At 32.8% G+C, this 19,402-nt stretch carries 14 protein-coding genes; 5 read left to right on the forward strand and 9 right to left on the reverse strand.

Annotated elements, in window-relative coordinates; translation table 11 throughout:
• Positions 1-57: 57 nt before the first annotated feature.
• Entirely contained in the window at positions 58-1,320 is a 1,263-nt protein-coding gene (locus JVU85_RS02510; RefSeq protein WP_002511095.1) for a Y-family DNA polymerase, read from the reverse strand.
• Positions 1,321-1,513: 193 nt separating this feature from the next.
• On the opposite strand from JVU85_RS02510, the gene JVU85_RS02515 reads away from it, so the two are divergent.
• Complete coding sequence (locus JVU85_RS02515) at positions 1,514-1,972, forward strand: GNAT family N-acetyltransferase (protein ID WP_204172069.1); 459 nt, start codon at positions 1,514-1,516, stop codon at positions 1,970-1,972.
• Positions 1,973-2,172: 200 nt separating this feature from the next.
• Positions 2,173-2,358 (forward strand): 2-hydroxymuconate tautomerase, encoded by a 186-nt coding sequence (locus JVU85_RS02520; RefSeq protein WP_002511093.1) that lies wholly within the window; start codon positions 2,173-2,175, stop codon positions 2,356-2,358.
• 427 nt (positions 2,359-2,785) lie between these two features.
• Here JVU85_RS02520 and JVU85_RS02525 read toward each other — a convergent pair whose 3' ends face one another.
• Entirely contained in the window at positions 2,786-3,769 is a 984-nt protein-coding gene (locus JVU85_RS02525; protein WP_002511092.1) for an LCP family protein, read from the reverse strand.
• 140 nt (positions 3,770-3,909) lie between these two features.
• Between JVU85_RS02525 and msrA the strand changes: the two genes are divergently transcribed.
• A complete protein-coding gene (gene msrA, locus JVU85_RS02530; RefSeq protein WP_002511091.1) occupies positions 3,910-4,413 on the forward strand; it encodes a peptide-methionine (S)-S-oxide reductase MsrA in 504 nt (167 codons plus the stop codon).
• A gap of 380 nt (positions 4,414-4,793) precedes the next feature.
• Here msrA and mprF read toward each other — a convergent pair whose 3' ends face one another.
• From mprF to parE, 7 genes are all read right to left on the reverse strand, one after another.
• Positions 4,794-7,313, reverse strand: coding sequence for a bifunctional lysylphosphatidylglycerol flippase/synthetase MprF (gene mprF, locus JVU85_RS02535; RefSeq protein ID WP_204172070.1), 2,520 nt, complete (start codon positions 7,311-7,313; stop codon positions 4,794-4,796).
• A gap of 679 nt (positions 7,314-7,992) precedes the next feature.
• Positions 7,993-9,225: an AI-2E family transporter gene (locus tag JVU85_RS02540; protein ID WP_103387917.1), complete on the reverse strand. Its 1,233-nt coding sequence runs from the start codon at positions 9,223-9,225 to the stop codon at positions 7,993-7,995.
• 257 nt (positions 9,226-9,482) lie between these two features.
• Positions 9,483-10,589 carry an acyltransferase family protein gene (locus JVU85_RS02545; protein ID WP_031266483.1) on the reverse strand — a complete coding sequence of 369 codons (1,107 nt, stop codon included), beginning with the start codon at positions 10,587-10,589 and terminating at the stop codon, positions 9,483-9,485.
• A 245-nt stretch (positions 10,590-10,834) separates the two neighbouring features.
• Positions 10,835-11,680, reverse strand: a complete 846-nt coding sequence (gene glcT, locus JVU85_RS02550) for a glucose PTS transporter transcription antiterminator GlcT (RefSeq protein WP_002511087.1) — start codon at positions 11,678-11,680, stop codon at positions 10,835-10,837.
• A gap of 216 nt (positions 11,681-11,896) precedes the next feature.
• The gene (gene alsT / locus JVU85_RS02555) at positions 11,897-13,357 is read right to left on the reverse strand and encodes a glutamine transporter AlsT (protein ID WP_002511086.1); all 1,461 of its coding nucleotides are present in this window, start codon (positions 13,355-13,357) and stop codon (positions 11,897-11,899) included.
• 183 nt (positions 13,358-13,540) lie between these two features.
• Positions 13,541-15,943 carry a DNA topoisomerase IV subunit A gene (parC, locus tag JVU85_RS02560; protein WP_204171476.1) on the reverse strand — a complete coding sequence of 801 codons (2,403 nt, stop codon included), beginning with the start codon at positions 15,941-15,943 and terminating at the stop codon, positions 13,541-13,543.
• Complete coding sequence (gene parE, locus JVU85_RS02565) at positions 15,940-17,934, reverse strand: DNA topoisomerase IV subunit B (RefSeq protein ID WP_031266484.1); 1,995 nt, start codon at positions 17,932-17,934, stop codon at positions 15,940-15,942. Before parE ends, parC begins: the two co-directional genes overlap by 4 nt.
• Before the next feature lie 202 nt (positions 17,935-18,136).
• Between parE and plsY the strand changes: the two genes are divergently transcribed.
• Both plsY and JVU85_RS02575 read left to right on the forward strand, forming a co-directional pair.
• On the forward strand, positions 18,137-18,745 hold the full coding sequence (gene plsY, locus JVU85_RS02570) for a glycerol-3-phosphate 1-O-acyltransferase PlsY (protein WP_002511083.1): 609 nt from the start codon (positions 18,137-18,139) through the stop codon (positions 18,743-18,745).
• Positions 18,746-19,083: 338 nt separating this feature from the next.
• The gene (locus JVU85_RS02575) at positions 19,084-19,380 is read left to right on the forward strand and encodes a HesB/YadR/YfhF family protein (RefSeq protein ID WP_002511082.1); all 297 of its coding nucleotides are present in this window, start codon (positions 19,084-19,086) and stop codon (positions 19,378-19,380) included.
• The last annotated feature ends 22 nt before the right edge of the window (positions 19,381-19,402 follow it).

Raw genomic sequence — 19,402 nt, forward strand, 5'->3', positions numbered from 1 at the left:
TCACCCTTCTCAAGTAATTACAACTGTAACTATGAAGTCACGTCACTTCTAGCGCAGTTACATTTTATGTCCAGCCATTAACCCTAAACGTCCATGTTTTGTGCCCGCTTCAGTATAGGATGCTGCCTTAGATACGATACCTTTACCATACTTTTGATGTAATGCATCAATTGTTTTAGCTAAGTTTTCATTTCTTTTTCGTTCATATTCATCGATAAATAAGTTGAGTTGCCTATCTTCTTCATTTATAAATTGTGTTAAAGACACACTTAATGTACGATATAGTGCTGAACGATCACATAACTGATCAGCAAAGTTATCTATTACTTTCAGCATATCACTTTCTAAATTAGTTGGATCATCTAACGTATATTGTTTGCTCACGCCTCCTTCATCACTATAACCGAAACTAAAATGTATTGTCCGTGCAAGTTGATTTCTCGCTCGCGCTCTACTCGCCACATCTTCTACTAACTCTTGCATCACTACTTTAGCTTCTTCATAACGATAATCACGCATCAAAATCTGACTTTTACAAATTGACGGATTGGTTACCTTATATTTTTCTCTTACTTTACTTTGATCAATGCCGTTAGCATGTAAATGTAAATCAATACCGATAATACCAAAATCTCTTTTTAAAAACTGATAAGGGTACTTAGCTAAATCCCCTACCGAAAAAATTCCTCTCTTTTGCAATTTCGCTTCAGTTTTCCGATTAATACCCCAAAACTCACTTAATGGTTTAATAGGCCAAAGTTTTTCTGGAATATCATGATAACGCCATTCCGCAATTCTATTAGTATTGTGCTTTGCTTCAATATCCATCGCTACCTTACTTAATAGCATATTAGAGCCAATACCAATGGTACAGTCAATGCCTGTCTCGTCCTTAATTTCACTTCTTAACCTTTCACAAAAGGAATGCAATGTTGTACTAAATCTATGATAACTATCGGTCACATCTATAAAGAATTCATCAATACTGTATTGATGTAAATCCTCCGGTGGTACATAACGTAACGCAATTTTAGAAATAGCTATCGATACTTCTAAATATTTACGCATACTTGGATTAATAATAAAAATGTCTGTTCTATGCGGTATTTCAAATAACCTTGATCCTGTTTTAATACCTAATGCTTTAAGTGCTGGTGTGGCAGCTAAGACAACAGACCCTTGGCGTTTAGTATCTGCCACTACTGCTAACTTAGTCGTTAATGGGTTTAATCCTTTCTGGAGACAAGAAACACTCGCAAAAAAACTCTTTTGGTCAATACACAATACATCTCGTTCTTCTAATAAATTATAATCATACATTTCCATAGTCATAACCTCCCACAAAAACAGAACAAGTGTTCGGTTATAGTGTATACCATTTTCTAAATTATTTCAAAGGCTAAATTTATTTTTACAAAGCATTATAATTTCAAAATACTTATGTTTTAATAAAACTAAGCGCTACAAGAAAACTACTTACAACAATGATTACTACAGTGAAAGGACTAAATTTATGACGTATAATATTATAGAAGTTACAAAAAGTGATTATCGGCAAGTAGCAGTTTTTACTGCGAAACTATTATCTGAATTACGTGGCACTACAGTGTCCTCAAGCAATTACTTAGTTACCAGTCAACAGCTCATTCAACACAATCCACAGTGGACAGGTTTTTTAATTTATGATGAATCAGTAGCAATAGGCTTTCTATCCCTCTATCAATCAACAGCACTTTATGCCAATGGTGATTTAGGTATTATTCAAGAACTTTATGTAGAGCCTAGTTATAGAAATCGTGGCGTCGGATCACAACTAATTCATCAAGCAGTGACATATGGTAAAACAGTGAACTGGCAACATATAGAAGTGGGAACACCGAACATAACACGTTGGCCTCGTACTTTACATTTTTACGAAAACCAAAACTTTACAGCCATCAGTTCACGCTTAAAATTATACTTACATACATAGCAACAATTTTTATCTTTCGCATATATAACAAGCTTAGTAATAAATATTATTCATTATTTGACCTTTCAATTTTCCACGTAATGGTTAAGTGTTCTAAAGCTACAACATTAGTATATAAATGCTATATCTATAGTCTTCACTGAAATAGTTTGAATATTCATGCTATAATAAACTACAACTTACTATGAGGAGGAAGTCATATGCCAATTATTAACGTAAAATTATTAGAAGGACGCTCTGACGAACAACTTAAAGATTTAGTTTCTGAGGTTACAAACGCTGTAGAAAAGTCAACTGGTGCAAATAGAGAGGCTATACATGTCATCGTAGAAGAAATGAAACCAGAACATTACGGTGTGGCAGGAGTCAGAAAAGTAGATCAGTAATAAAAATATGTACACAGTTAATGCTATTTACATAATAAAAATACAGACAAACCTTAGGTGACAGTTGTTCTCCTAAGGTTTGTTTATTTATATTTATTATAATATTGGAAGTGATTTGAACCGACTCGTACTAACCGAAGATAAATAACCTAAAGTAGTGTCCACGTAAAACGTGCACAAAAAACTGCCAACAAAATCAGAGACTTTGTCGATAACCTCATGTCGTATCGTCAGTATATAACTTTAGGTATTACTTCTCCTAAAGACTTTTCCATAGTACTAGCAGTGGCTTATGCCGACTCCAGCAGGAACAGCACTCGCCGAAGACCACAGGCTAAGGCAGTGCCTGCGGAAAGCGTGCATAAAAAAACTGCCAACAAAATCAGAGACTTTGTTGACAGTTTGAAGGCAGCAAATAAGTGCCTTTTTATTCATTGAGGAATTTTTCCACTTCTTTTTTATTTGTTGCTTTGTCAATTTCTAAAGCACTACCATCCATTGGTGATTGAATATCTTGGTACGATCCCTCTACTGGTAATGTTATAGAATCCACGTTTTTATCGCCTCTAATACCAAAGTTTAATCCTGATTGAATCAATGCAGAATCCGGCATATTAGTGTTTAAATAACCACGTAAAATACCTGCTACTTTTGGTAATTTCGGTAAAGTATCAAGGCTCACGAGTTCTTTTTTCAATGATTGCATTACTTGTTGTTGGCGACGCACACGACCAAAATCACCTTCTGCGTCATGTCTGAATCTTGCATAACCAAGTAATTCTTTACCATCTAAACGATGATTACCTTTTTTCAATGATACACCTATATTTTTAGACATATCTTTTTCAACATCAATTGGGACACCATCGGGCTCTAGCTCATCTATCATTTTTTCAAAGCCAGTAAAATCTAAAATCGCATAGTATTCTGGATCAATACCTAAATTCTTTTTCAGTGTCTTACGTAGTAATTCAGGTCCACCCATCGTATAGGCAGAATTAATTTTATGCTGACCATGTCCAGGTATATCTGCATATATGTCTCTCATTACAGACATCATTTTCATTTTTTTATGCACGTAATCATACTGTGCAATCATAATAGAGTCTGTACGGGACATACCATCAGCTTCTTTATCAGCGCCAAGAACCATAACCGTAATTTTTCCATCATTTTTAGCGGCACCATTAAATTTTTCTTTTTTTATGGTTTTACCATGTTCTTTAGCGTAATCAATACCAGAATTATACCCATGAATAGCATAACCAATTACTATACCTAAAATAATAATGATAAATAAAATTATAAAAGGTAGTTTTCTTACTCTTTTTTTCTTTCGTGATCGCCTTGGTGGAGTCTTGTGCGGCGTATCACCTTCATTAAATTCTCTCTTTTGCTTATCTTCGCTCATATAATATCAACCTTATATCTTCAAAATTACAAATCTATGTACTATAATTAATACATATTAAAGTTATATAAATTTAATGTAAAAATCAAGTAATTTCTAAATAAATCGGACTAAAGGGCTATTCAGAAAGGATGTTAAGCATGAATATTAACAAGGCGTATTTCGCTGGAGGTTGCTTTTGGTGCATGGTTAAGCCGTTTGACACTTTTGAAGGTATCGAAAAAGTAACTTCAGGTTACATGGGAGGTCATGTTGATAATCCAACGTATGAACAAGTAAAAACTGGTACTACAGGTCACTACGAAACAATTGAAATAGAATATGATGTGGCCTTATTTTCCTATAATAAATTATTAGAAATCTTTTTCTCTGTCATTGACCCAACAGATGAAGGTGGCCAATTTCAAGATAGAGGTGCACAATATAAAACTGCAATTTTTTATACCAATGACGATCAAAAACAAGTTGCTGAAAATTATATCGAACAACTAAAAGATACATTTGAACACGATAAAGCAATTGCTACTAAAATTTTACCCGCTTCAACTTTTTATCAAGCTGAAGAATACCATCAAGATTTTTACAAAAAAAATCCTGAACGCTATGCTGCGGAACAGCAAGAGCGCCAACGTTATCAGCAATAACAAATCATCCGACGTTACATAGTATAGCAATCATGCTACTATGTAACGTTTTTTTATTTTACGTGCTTATTATTCTTTTCATTTTATAAGTTTTTTGACCCTTTAATGATAAAATGTTACTTTTATCTGTCTTGTACGCCATTGAAAACGCTTACTAAAACTGTTATAGTAAACATATGCCTTGGTTGAACAAAGGGGTATTCGAGATATCGAGTATAGTTAGATTCAAAAGTAATATCTACACAATATTACGCGTTAGTTTATTATAGTTAATCATATTACTTACTTCTCTAAATTTATTAACTATAAAATTGATTAAACATTTAAACTCCTTAGCATAAAAGCCACCGTGTCCATAACGGTGGCTTTTATTATTTGCATTAACGTCTAATCACATTTAATACTTTTAATAGACTTAACCATAAAGAACTTTTCTTGCGATAGACTAAAAATCTAGATTCCCACTGTGGTTTAAACTTTTCTTTGTAACGCCTTAAACCTTGAAAATGATAAATTCTATTGAAGTGTTCAAACACACGCCCTGCTAATCGCTCTCCTGTGTATGAAAAAGGTAGTTGCCCCACATTAGATAGCGTAGCCATTCCCATGTTAAAACGTTTGTAACCTGCTTCTTTCGCCCACAACAACATGTGTAAGTATAATGCATCCATTAATGGCATTTCCTCTTGCGGATCCCACCTAATCAAGTCTACAGATATAGTGTCTCGATAATAAGTGGGCATAAAGTTGCAAAAGGCAATAATTTGTTGTTGTTCATTTTTAATAACTGCAATAGGTGCTTGTGCTAAATAATATTCATAAAAAGCACCTACAGAAAATTGCATTTCTTTTCGACCAGCTAACCAATCATCACTTATTTGCTGTAGAGCAACCATTAACGACTGTGTATACGGTGGCTTTACAACCTCAAACGACATCCCCTGTTCTGATAATTTATTAAGTGTAGCACGTAATCCTCGTCGTTTTTTACCGGCAACAGTAAATGTGTCTAAATCAATGACTGCCTCTTCACCTAATTTAAAAAATTGATTACCAAAGTTATGATACAATGCTAAATGTTTATCTGTAACCTGATAAAAGATAATATCATAACCGATATCATGCGCATGACTATAAAATTCAACTAATAAAGCGTTAAAATAATTTTCATCTCCTACCGGATCTCCTAAAACAATATAAGCACCCTTTTTCAAACGATACATTAAAAAGGCACGTTGACTTCCATCAATAAAGCATTGCTTATCATCTGTGTAAATCAGATGACTCAAATAACTACCACCATATTCTTGAATAATATTCTCACATATTTTGATATCTTCTCCACTATGATGTAGTTGTACTTTCCGTTCAAAATACCACACAATCGTCCCAACGATAAGTACTACAAACAACACTGTAAACCAGAAATAATAACGTAAAATAGACGTATCAACTTGAATCTGATACACATCTAATGTATAAAGTGACTCGTAAATGTACACATGATTTAAATATAGTACAAAACTACTAACGACAAGCATCCAGCAAAATGACGCTAATCTAAATGGTCGCTTCAACACTCTGGCACGTCTATAAAAGACGAGCAATAATATGAGCATAATTGTGAGCCAGCCTATTAATATTAGTGAAAAATATGTAAACAGTGTAACAAACATGATAAGTAATAACGCTACTGCAGAAACCATAATCGCGCGTTTAGATAGTTTGTAAACACCTACAACATTGAGCATTAATAATAAACAGGCACAGGTATGCACAGAGACAATAATATAATCTAAATAATGATTAGCATTATATAAGCCATCAATAATTATCGTTAAATTATTCAAGAAAAACAATACACTCGTAAAAAATAATAAAATAGACATAGAAAATACTGGTATTTTGGCAATGATATCTTTTTGATACGACTTAAAAAGTGACGTCATATCTATAACAGGTATAAACACTTTAGACTCACCGAAATAGCGTTTGGCAGCATCTTTAAATTCAAAGATAGAAAGGATTAAGGCAATTAGTACTGGGAAAAAATAATAAGCGAATCGGTACAATAACAGAGCAAGGACAATTTTTTCTTCAGGTACATTCAATGCTTGTAAACCTAATAGCAAAATCAAATCAAAAGCCCCAAAGCCTCCAGGAATAAAACTTATTAAACCTGATAGTGCAGCCACTATAAATACACCCATAAATACTGGGAATGATAATTGTACACCAACTATAAAAAGTGCAAAATACAAAACTAATGCTGCTGCAAACCATTCAAAACCAGAAACAATAGTACAATAAACACCTAAATATTTATTCTGCTCATTGACTGGACGTATAATACTGCCAATAACAAATAATGGTAAAAACAATGCAACAATATATAATAGCCATCTCACCCATGGATCAGCACTAAACAAATGTGATACATCAAAAACATGTGCAACAACTAATATTGATAATAAACTTAATCCCGTTAACATCGATATTAAGACGACTGAAATTGCCTTTACCAATACTTTTTTATTTGTAGTTTCATTTTTATATGCCATGTAACGAACGGTTGCACCTATAAAGCCGCCAAATCCTGCTACTGCATTTACAGCGTTAATAATATAGCCTAAGCGCATAGCTTTCCATAACGTTATGCGCATATGCATCGCCTTTGCTAACACGACATCATAAAGTGAAAGAATGATAAGTGAAGCACCACCACTAACAAAAAGCGTAATAAGCCACCAACGATTAAGTTGGCCAAACATAATTAAAGTCTGTTTGACATTCACATGTGCTAACTCTCTCGCTAAATTAAACACTACAATCCCCAATAGCGCTACTGCAAAGGTTACTTTTACTGTTAGTAATATTTTCTTTTTAAATTTTCTTGTCATAACACCACATCGACTTCTAAAATTTTTATATTTTATAAAAATATAGCATAAAACCGTTGACTATGGAATAAAAATAAAATTAAATAGCTTTAAATGTTAATATTTCTCACGACAAAGTTGATCAACTAAATATACAGCCTATGAAATGATGCTGTCTGCCGATAATAAAAATTCAGAGATAGTAAGCATTTCTATTGATCTCTTTTATCCTTTGATTTATTCAACATAATAAACACCACCATTATTTAATTTAAATCTTTTAAGATTGGCAGTTATTTGGGCCGACTCCTGCGGAAATGGCACTCTCCGAAGACTACAGGCTGAGGCAGTGCCCGCGGAAAGCGTGCACAAAAAAACTGCCAACAAAGACAGAAACTTTGTCGACAGTCGAAAACTAAATCTAAAATCAATATTGTATCGACTTTATGTAATAGATGATGATTAGGAGCTTTATTTAGAAATAGCAATCATTTCAAATTATCTCTTTATCCTTTGATTTATTCAACATAATAAACACACCATTATTTAATTTAAATCTTTTAAGATTGGCAGTTATTTGGGCCGACTCCTGCGGAAATGGCACTCTCCAAAGACTACAGGCTGAGGCAGTGCCCGCGGAAAGCGTGCACAAAAAAACTGCCAACAAAGACAGAAACTTTGTCGACAGTCGAAAACTAAATCAATCTCTAATATATTCTTGTTCATCATTTTTAAATTCATACTCTCCAGCATCATCACCATAGTATTTATTGTATCTACGTTTATATAAGAAATATAAATGAGAAACTAATACTTTAAGAATTGCATAAGCAGGAATACCTAATATCACACCTACAACTCCTAATAAGTTTCCAGCACTTAACAATATAAAAATAATTGTCAGTGGATGAATTTGTAAAGTTTTACCCATAATATTCGGTGATATAAAATGCCCTTCAATAAATTGTACTGCCGTCCAAACTACGATTAATTTCAACAGCATAATTGGTGACGTAATTAACGCAATAATAATAGCCGGTGATATAGCTATCGTAGGTCCAATATATGGCACTACACTCGTTACAGCAGCGATACAAGCTAAAATCAAGCCATAATCTAAACCGATAATAGAATAACCAATAAACAATAAGACACCAATACAGAGAGACACAATAATTTGTCCTTGAATGTATGAACCTACTTGAACACTCATTTTATCTAATAAATCATGGTAGTCTTTTCTGAATTTAGGTGGCACAATTTTTGTTGAAAAATCTTTAAAACGATGGCCGTCCTTTAACATGAAGAATAAAACAAATGGTGTTGTTACGATGACTACCCCAACATTAACAACTGTTTCCGCGATGTTTTTCACTTTCGAACCAAAACCATTAAAGTAATCTGAAATCATAGATGGAATTTTTTTAGCTAGCGAGTTTAAATAGTCTTGAATTTGACTATAAAAATTCGAAGCTACAGTGTATTTTGTAATATTATCTATAAATTGATTAACTTTAGTAATGTAATGCGGGAAATTCGTACCGAATGTTTTAATTTGACTACTAATCACTGGTATTAATAAATTAATAGCTAACGATATAACACCAATAATTACTAAAAATAAAATAATTACTCCCCAAAGTCTTGAAATATTATAACGTTCCATTAAGTTAACTATTGGGTTAAATAAATAATAAAGAATTAATGACACTATAATAGGTGCTACTATAGTGTTAAAAACAATAATAAACGGTTTGAATATGTAAGAAACTTGATCAAATATAAAAATTACTATACCAATCAAAATCAACATAAATAAACCAAAAATTAAATCTTTACCACCTAAAAAGCGCATAAATCGCGTTTCAGGAAAATTTAAATTTAATTTCTTTTTACTCTTTTCTTGCCGCTTAACATTTTCTTCGCTCGACATAATCTTCACCGTACCTTATAAACAAACTTATTTATACATCTCATTGTATATGAAAACATGATTTATTATAACCAACTGTGTTGTTAATTATTCTCCATACTAACACACGATGTCAATTTAAAAACTTCATATCGTACTCCAGTTATATAAATTACGTTATAACATAGCATTCTACCCGTTTTATAGTAATTTCATGCATATATAATATATACATAAATACCGTGTATTAAGTCAAACTCAATACACGGTAGTTTACTTTAAGAATTCATATTTGAAAATTGTGGATCGATACGACTTTTCTTCGGTACCTCTTGTGTTGGTTGTGTAACCTTTTTCTTCGGAATAGGTACAATATAATTACCATATGGTAATTTACCAATAACCCACACCATACCAACTGATAACGCAACAGCACCAATAAAGATGAATACAAATTTACTTTGTGGTGCAATCTCATTAATAACTGGTAATCGTTTCATAAATTGAATACCAACATAATGTACCAAGTAAATACCCATTGAATAGTTACCAATTAGCGTAAATGTTTTCAGCAATATCTTATCTTGCTTAATCCAGACATATAGATAATTTAAAAAGACAATAAAGAACGGAATATAAATTAAGTTAGAAATATGTGCCGAACCATGTAAGTTTTCTAAATCTATACTGACAAATAGATCAACAAATAAAATGAAAATTATTACCCATAATACTTTTTGATATTTAAATATCAACGCTTTAATTTCATCATAAAATTTAGCATAAACAATGCCAAACATGAAAAATGATATCCAATTAAGAATAAACATTTTATCATTAACAAAACGGTCTAAACTTTCTATACCGAGTGACACAGGCTGTACTTTAATCCAAAGCACATTGATAACCGTAAGTATTAAAAATGCAACTATCAACGGCCAACCCTTTTTAAATCTATGAATGAACGGGAATAATACATAAAACTGAATAACCGTTAAAATAAAATATAAATGGAAATTAGCTTTACCATAAACAAAATAATTCACTAATTCACCATCAGGTTCTAAATTATGTAAATAAAATGCTCTGTATAATAAGTAAAATATACTCCATATAATATAAGGGATAAGTATTTTAGTAAAACGTGATTTAGCAAAGTGTGACATACTAAAACCTCGATTCACTACCGAAATAGTCAGTAAAAACCCACTAATCACAGCAAAAACTGGCGTGCCTAGTCGTGCTAATTGATTTATATACCCTAACGGTTCAGAAGTAAAGCCACCTGTACTTGCTGAATAAGCTATACTATTCACAGTGTGAATGGCTACTACTAGCATAGCTGCTACTGCTCTTATGACAGGAATTTCATCATAATATTTCATATTGTATGCCAAACGCTCCCCTCAACTAATCAAACAACTCTATAATAACTATAATATTTGCAAAAGTAAATAGTATTTATATACAAAAACAATTATACATAAGTTAATATTAAAATTATTTTCTTATAGTAATTTTAATATTAACTTTGTTAATTTAATGTAAAAAAGACAATCATTAAACTATTTTTTAATGATTGTCTCTTGTAGTGCTATATTAAAGTTATATGTATAAAGCTTCAGATTATTTAAGGCTGGTCAGATATTGTGAAGTGGTGGATATGAATTGCAAGATAGACAATTTCCGATTCATGAATTGTAACATTTAACTCTCGTTGGATTAATCTCATAATTTTTAATGCGACATTGTAACAAAGTGCATAATGCGCTTTAACCATATCTTCAAATACTTGAGAAGCAGCTGCACGCTCATCTTGTTGAATACGTCTAATTAAAAATTGCACATGCCTAATGAAACGTTGATACTTTATCGAGTGCTTATCAATTGTTTGTTGTAGATCATGTTCAATGATTTTAGTTGCTTTACTCACCATGTTGTACATCGCATTAACTTCATGAATAGAAATTGCATTCGTATTTGATGCTATGTGTAACGCTATAAAACCAATTTCATCTTCTGGAAAGTCTACATCTAATTTAGCATTTAATTGCACTATGACACGTTGTGCCAAGTCATATGACTCACTGTATAGTTGCTGTGTTTCTGCGATAAAAGGGTTCGTAATTTTTTGTTGTTGCTGCAATCGTTTATATGCAAAAATAATATGATCAGTTAAGCTTATAACAAGTTTCTTATCATCAATAACAGTTTCCTCACTCGTAATTAAATCCACTGCTTCAATGATAGCATGAATAATACTCTCATCTGTTTGAGCAACTAAAAGTTTATAATGATCTAATTGATGTTGTTGATCCAACTTATAAACCTTTTCTATTGAATCACCACGTTGCACTTTCATACCAGGTTTTTTATTAAAACCTATACCTTTTCCAAGTAAAATAACTTCTTGTCGATCAATCGTACAGATAATGACATTATTGTTTAAGATTTTGGTAATGTGATACTGGCTCATACGAATCACCTTTCTTTTATATCATTAAAATTATATATTGAATCATTTAAAATGAACAGTAAAAGATTAAATTACTTAAGAATTAACGTAAAATAACAAAAAATAGGACGAGCTAAAAATCAACATATAACTGTTTGATTTCATATGCTCGCCCTACAAGATTAAATCACTAAAGTGTTTCTCAACAATAATAACCAATCTGTAAACATTGATTTATTAATATAATGATTTTTCTTTTTTATTTGCGCCCCAGCTTTCAATACCAAAAAGATTAATTTCCAATTCTTCTGGTTTAAATACTGGTTTTTTGCCTTCTTTACGTTGACGTTGATAATCACGCATAACAGCAAAAGCGATATTAGAAAGACCAATAATGGCTATTAAGTTAACGATTGCCATTAAGCCCATAAATAAATCAGCAGTGCTCCACACTGTTTCTGTTTTTACTACTGCTCCTACAAATACTAGAACAACAACTAAACATCTAAAAATAAAGAGTAATACTTTGTTTTTAGATAAAAATTCTATGTTTGATTGACCATAGTAATAGTTACCAATAACAGAAGAATAAGCAAATAACGTAATCGCTACAGTTAAGAAAATACCACCGGCACTTCCTAGATGCTCATTTAGTGCTGATTGTGTTACTGCAACACCAACGGGTTGGTTTTCACCAAATTCTAAGCCGCTATATAGTAAAATCATTATAGCTGTCGCTGTACAAACTAGCATAGTATCAAAAAACACACCTAAAGACTGTATTAGTCCTTGTTTTACTGGGTGTGGTGCCGCAGCAGTAGCCGCTGCATTGGGTGCAGAACCCATACCAGCTTCGTTAGAGAACAGACCACGTTTTACACCTTGTAAAATAGCTGCACCTACTGCGCCTCCTGTTACTTGTTCGAAGCCAAATGCACTTTTAATTATAGTTGAAATTATAGGTATAATTTGATCGTAATTCATAAGTAAGATAACTAATACTAAACCAATATAAATTATTGCCATCACAGGTACAATAATAGATGAAATATTAGCAATACTACGTACACCACCAAAAATAATGACTGCAGTAAAGAAAGCTAAGACAATACCAGTAATCACTGGACTCACATTGTACTGTGTATTTAAAGATTCAGCTATAGTGTTTGATTGCACAGTGTTAAAAACAAAAGCAAAAGTAATTGTAATTAATACGGCAAACACTACACCTAACCAACGTTGATTTAAACCTTTAGTTATGTAATAAGCCGGTCCACCACGGAAACCACCATCTTTATCGGGTACTTTGTAGATTTGAGCTAATGTTGCTTCAATAAAAGCACTTGCTGCACCAATAAAAGCTATAACCCACATCCAAAACACAGCACCTGGACCACCTAAAACGATTGCCGTTGCAACACCAGCAATATTACCTGTACCAACACGAGAGCCGGCACTAATCGCAAACGCTTGAAACGGAGAAATACCTTTTTTACCACTATCTAATGTTTCAGGTTTTTCACCAATTGCGCGAAACATCTCTGGAATCCATCTCAATTGCACGAATTTTGAACTAATAGTGAAATATAAACCTGCTGTTATTAATAAACCAATTAAATACTGAGACCAGATCAAATCATGCCCAGTTTGAACCATTACTTTAAACCATTCTGGAATTAAACTGTCAAAATTATTCACATTAATCCCCCTTTATGAATTTAATTTTTATGTAAATAAAGAGCAAGAGATTTATATATGAGCGTAATTTGTGCGACTATCAACCCATAATAAATCTCTTGATTTATTTTATGTTATAGACCTCTTTATTACATAAAATATTTTATCATTAAATGAAAGAGGTTACTATTCTTTTTTTATAGACTATTCAACAACCAAATTATTGATCTCACCGAATTCATCAACATCAACTACAAATGAACCATTAGTATATTGTTCAGTTAAGTGAATATCTTTAATTAAACCACTTTCTTGTTGATTAGTTGAAAATATAGTATATGAAGTATCATCAGGTTGAATAACACATGCTGCAACAATACGATGTGGATTACCTTTTAATTCTTTCAATAATGTTATGCCGCGTTGTGCGCGTTTAGCAAGTTGTAAGACACGATAATCGATTCGTTTCAATGCACCACGATGTGTCGCCATTAAAATTGTATTCTCAGGCGCGACAATTTGCGTTAGTACCACATAATCTTCAGCTTTAAGATTAATTGACTTCACTCCTGCTGCTCGTAAGCCAGTATCCGATAATTCTTCAGATGGATATGTCAGTGACATGCCTTTATGCGTTAGTACTGTTAGTGTTTGTTCATCAGAAATGCGCATAATATCAATAACTGCATCATTTTCTTTTACTTTCATAGCAACTAAAGGTTTATTATATCTTGTTGTTTTAAACATGGATACATTACTTTTCTTAATCATTCCATTTCGAGTAGCGATAATATAATATGCATCTGGTTTAAAGTCATTTTCACAATACGCATCTATCACAAATTCATCATCTTCCAACGGCACAATTTGTGATACATGCTGACCTAAATCTTTCCACTTGATATCAGCTAATTTGTGAACTGGAATAAACAAATAGCGCCCTTTATTCGTAAACACTAAGGCAGTATCTAATGTGTTAGTGTCGATATATTTTAATAAACTATCTCCATCTTTAACACCGATTTCTTCCACACCACTAGCATTGAAACTACGCAGCGAAGTACGTTTAATGTAACCGTGGCGAGTGACACTTAGTATTACATTTTCGCTCGGTACCATAACTTCTTTATCGATTTTAATTTCTGAAATTTCCGCTTCAATTACAGAGCGTCGTTCTGTTTTAAATTTCTTGCGAATTTCAGTCAATTCTTCTTTAATAACAGCCAACAAGGCATCATGATTATCTAAAATATGACGTAATTTGTCGATAATTGCTTTTAGTTCATCATGTTCGTTTTGTAATTGTACGATATCTGTATTCGTTAAGCGATAAAGTTGTAACATTACGATTGCTTCGGCTTGTGCTTCTGTAAATTCATACTTCTCGATTAAGTTTTCTTTAGCATCCTTTTTATTTTTGGAATTACGAATGAGTTGAATCACTTCGTCTAAAATCGACAGCGCCTTCATTAGACCTTCAACAATATGCATTCTACTTTCTGCTTGATTCAAGTCATATTGTGTTCGTTTAGTTACAACATCTACTTGATGATTTAAATAACTGTCGATAATTTCACGAATACCCATTAATTTTGGACGTCCATCGCTGATAGCGACCATATTAAAACTATATGATACTTGTAAATCTGTATTTTTATATAAATAATTCGCTACAGCTTCATGATTAACATCTTTTTTCAACTCTATAGCAATACGTAATCCAGTACGGTCCGTTTCATCTCGTACTTCCAAAATGCCATCTACTTTTTTATCAGCACGCAGTTCATCAATTTTTTTGACTAATGAACTTTTATTAACTTCATAAGGGATTTCAGTAACAACTAATTCTTTACGTCCATTTCTTAAAGTTTCCACGTCAACAGTTGAACGGACTACAATTTTACCTTTCCCAGTTTCATATGCTTTTTTAATGCCATCTACACCTTGAATAATAGCACCAGTTGGAAAATCTGGTCCTTTAACATAACGCATTAATTGACTCACAGTAATATCTGGATTGTCTATATATTTAAGTGTAGCTTGAATCACTTCAGCTAAATTATGAGGTGGAATATCTGTCGCATAACCTGCTGAAATTCCTGTACTACCATTGATTAATAAGTTTGGTAAACGCGCTGGTAATACCATAGGCTCTTTTGTCGTATCGTCATAGTTAGGCATAAACGGTACAGTATCTTTATTAATGTCTCTGACTAGCTCTTCCGAAATTTGACTCAGTTTAGCTTCTGTATAACGCATAGCTGCTGCAGGGTCATTATCAATACTACCGTTATTACCGTGCATTTCAATTAACACATGACGTAATTTCCAATCCTGACTTAACCGAACCATCGCATCGTAAACGGATATATCACCGTGTGGATGATACTGTCCAATAACATCGCCGACTGTTTTAGCACTTTTACGGAAATTTTTATCATACGTATTGCCGCTATCATACATGGCGTACAAAATACGACGTTGAACAGGTTTTAAACCATCACGTACATCGGGTAATGCACGTTCTTGAATGATATATTTACTATATCTACCAAATCGATCGCCTATTACATCTTCAAGTGATAGGTCTTGAATTACCTCACTCAATCTACATCCTCCTCATTCTGATGATCTTGTTCTAGTATTTGAATTTCACTATTATCTAAAATACTTAAATCTTCTTGTAAACCGAATTCAACATGACTTTCAATCCATTCTCTTCGTGGTGCAACCTTATCACCCATCAATGTCGTAACACGCTTAGAAGATCTTAATTCATCATCAACTTGAACTCTAATTAAAGTTCTTGTTTCAGGATTCATTGTTGTTTCCCATAATTGATCAGGATTCATTTCACCAAGACCTTTATAGCGTTGTAAAGTAACGCCTTTACCAAATTGTTGTTGTAACTTTTCTAACTCTTCATCTGTCCAAGCATATTCTACTTTCTTGGTTTTTCCTTTACCTTTTTCCAACTTGTAAAGTGGTGGTAAAGCGATGAATACACGTCCTGCCAACACTAATGGTTTCATGTATTTAAAGAAAAATGTTAGCAGTAATACTTGAATATGAGCCCCATCAGTATCGGCATCAGTCATAATAATAACGCGATTATAGTTACTATCTTCTATTTTAAATTCATTACCGACACCCGCACCAATAGTGTGAATGATAGTATTTATTTCTTCATTTTTGAAAATATCATCTAACTTGGCTTTTTCAGTATTAATAACTTTACCTCGAAGCGGTAAAATTGCTTGATATTTACGGTCTCTGCCTAATTTTGCCGAACCACCAGCAGAATCACCTTCGACTAAATACAATTCTTTTTTCTCTGTATTTTTACTTTGGGCTGGAGTCAATTTACCTGATAAAAGTGTATCTTTGCGTTTATTCTTTTTACCAGAACGAGCGTCCTCACGTGCTTTTCTAGCTGCTTCACGTGCTTGTTGTGCTTTCACAGCTTTTTTCACAAGTGATTTAGACAGTTGACCTTTTTCTTCTAAGTAATAAGGTAATTTGTCGGCAACTACTGAATCAACTGCACTACGTGCTTCCGGTGTACCTAATTTTGATTTGGTCTGTCCTTCAAACTGCAACAGTTCTTCAGGAATACGAATAGAGATAATCGCAGTCAAACCTTCTCTTATATCATTACCATCTAAATTTTTGTCTTTAGTTTTTAATTCGTTAATACGACGTGCATAATCATTAAACACGCGAGTCATGGCAGTTTTGAAACCAACTTCGTGTGTTCCACCGTCTTTAGTGCGGACATTATTAACGAAACTTAAAATACTCTCTGAATATTGATCATTGTATTGAAAAGCTACTTCAACCTCAATATCATTGGCTTGACCGTAGAAAGTTGTTACATCATGTAACACTTCTTTACCTTCGTTTACATAACTAACAAATTCTTTTATACCGTCTTCATAGTGGTAGACTTCTTCACGTTCTTTACCTTGTCGTTTGTCGGCTAATGTAATTTTTAAACGTTTAAGTAAAAACGCTGATTCTTGCAAGCGTTCACTTAACGCATCAAAGTTGAACGCTGAAGCATTTTTAAAAATCTCAGGATCAGGTTTAAATGTTACTTTGGTACCTGTTTTTTTAGTTTTTCCTTTTTTCACTAATCCAGTGGCTGGTTTGCCGCCATCTTTAAAACTTTGTTGATAAATTGTTCCATCTCGATAAATTTCTACTTCTAACCAAGCACTCAAAGCATTCACTACAGAAGCACCAACACCATGTAAACCACCTGACGTTTTATAGCCACCTTGGCCAAATTTACCACCAGCGTGCAAAATAGTAAAAATAACTTCAACAGTAGGTTTACCAGATGCATGAATTCCTGTAGGCATACCACGTCCATTATCTTCTATAGTAATACTTTCATCTTTATTGATTGTTACTAAAATTTCATTACCATGGCCATTCAAAACTTCATCGACGGAATTATCGACAACTTCATATACTAAGTGATGTAAACCACGCTTATCGGTTGAACCAATATACATACCAGGTCTTTTTCTAACAGCTTCTAACCCTTCTAAAACCTGAATGGAATCATCCGAATAATTATTTTGCTTATTCATTGCCAATCGTTTCGCCCTCCTACAAACGTACGTTCGTTTTTAAAACTATACAATAGTTATTCTTATATAAATTTAGCTAAATTGCAAGCGTCAAAGTAACATTTCATTAACAAATCATTTACTTACTTTAAATTATGGTCGTTTTATTATAGTATCATATGGTAAAATAAAATTAATGTCATTAAAGGATGTGTAAATGTATATGATGATTGTAATTATGTTGATACTGAGTTACCTCATTGGTGCATTTCCAAGTGGCTATGTTATAGGGAAATTATTTTTCAAAAAAGATATTAGACAATTTGGAAGCGGAAACACTGGTGCAACTAATAGTTTTAGAGTTTTAGGTAAACCTGCTGGGTTTATCGTTACATTTTTAGACATTTTCAAAGGATTTATTGTAGTATTCTTCCCACTTTGGTTACCTGTACATGCAGATGGCCCAATTACTACTTTGTTTACAAATGGTTTAATTGTAGGTGCATTTGCAATACTAGGACATGTGTACCCGGTATACCTAGGATTTAAAGGTGGAAAAGCAGTTGCTACTAGCGCTGGCGTAGTATTTGGTGTGAATCCTCTATTATTAATAATTTTAGCAGCCATTTTCTTCGGGATACTTTATTTAACTAAATATGTTTCACTATCAAGTATTATAGCATCTATTTGCTGTGTGATTGGTGCACTATTAATTAGAGACTATATATTATTAGTTGTCAGCATATGTATTGGTATATTATTGATTATTAGACATAGAACAAATATCGTTAGGATTTTTAAAGGTGAAGAACCTAAAATAAAATGGATGTAACTTTTTTATTTTGCTAAGCTTCATACCACACTAATCTCGAAATCAACATTAGCTATTTACGTCAAGGTCATGTTACTACAGCACCTTGATACACACGAGGAAGTAGTATAGAGTTCAAAAATTTGAATTTTATACTACTTCCTTTTATATTTAAATTTGTAAGTCATAAGTATGAATTTTATGTAAATTTTTTGAGAATATTCTTAAATCTAAAAATTTTGAAGAAAAATGTGCTATACTGCAATTATCATTATCCAAAAGGGGTAATGTTAGAGTATTGGCAATATGTTAAAAATACTGTAGTAAGACAAGTGCTTACGCAGAAGGGAGACTTTAATATGCAATTAAAACTTTCGGAAAATGCGGTATCTTGGTTTAAGGAAGAACTTGATTTGCCTGAGGATAACAAAGTCTTACAATTCTTCGTACGTTATGGTGGAGAATTCCAATTAAAACAAGGATTCAGTCCAGCGTTTAGTGTTGACAAAAAAGACGATGTCGAAATCGGTTATGAAACGAATTATAACGGTTTAGACGTTGTTATTGCAGAAAAAGATTTATGGTATTTTGAAGATGATAATTTATTTATAGATGTAACTGACAATGAAGATGAAATTACTTACATTGCTAATTAATTCATATAAAAGCGCCTAAACC

The organism is Staphylococcus sp. GDY8P72P (assembly GCF_016890655.1).
GTDB lineage: Bacteria > Bacillota > Bacilli > Staphylococcales > Staphylococcaceae > Staphylococcus > Staphylococcus arlettae.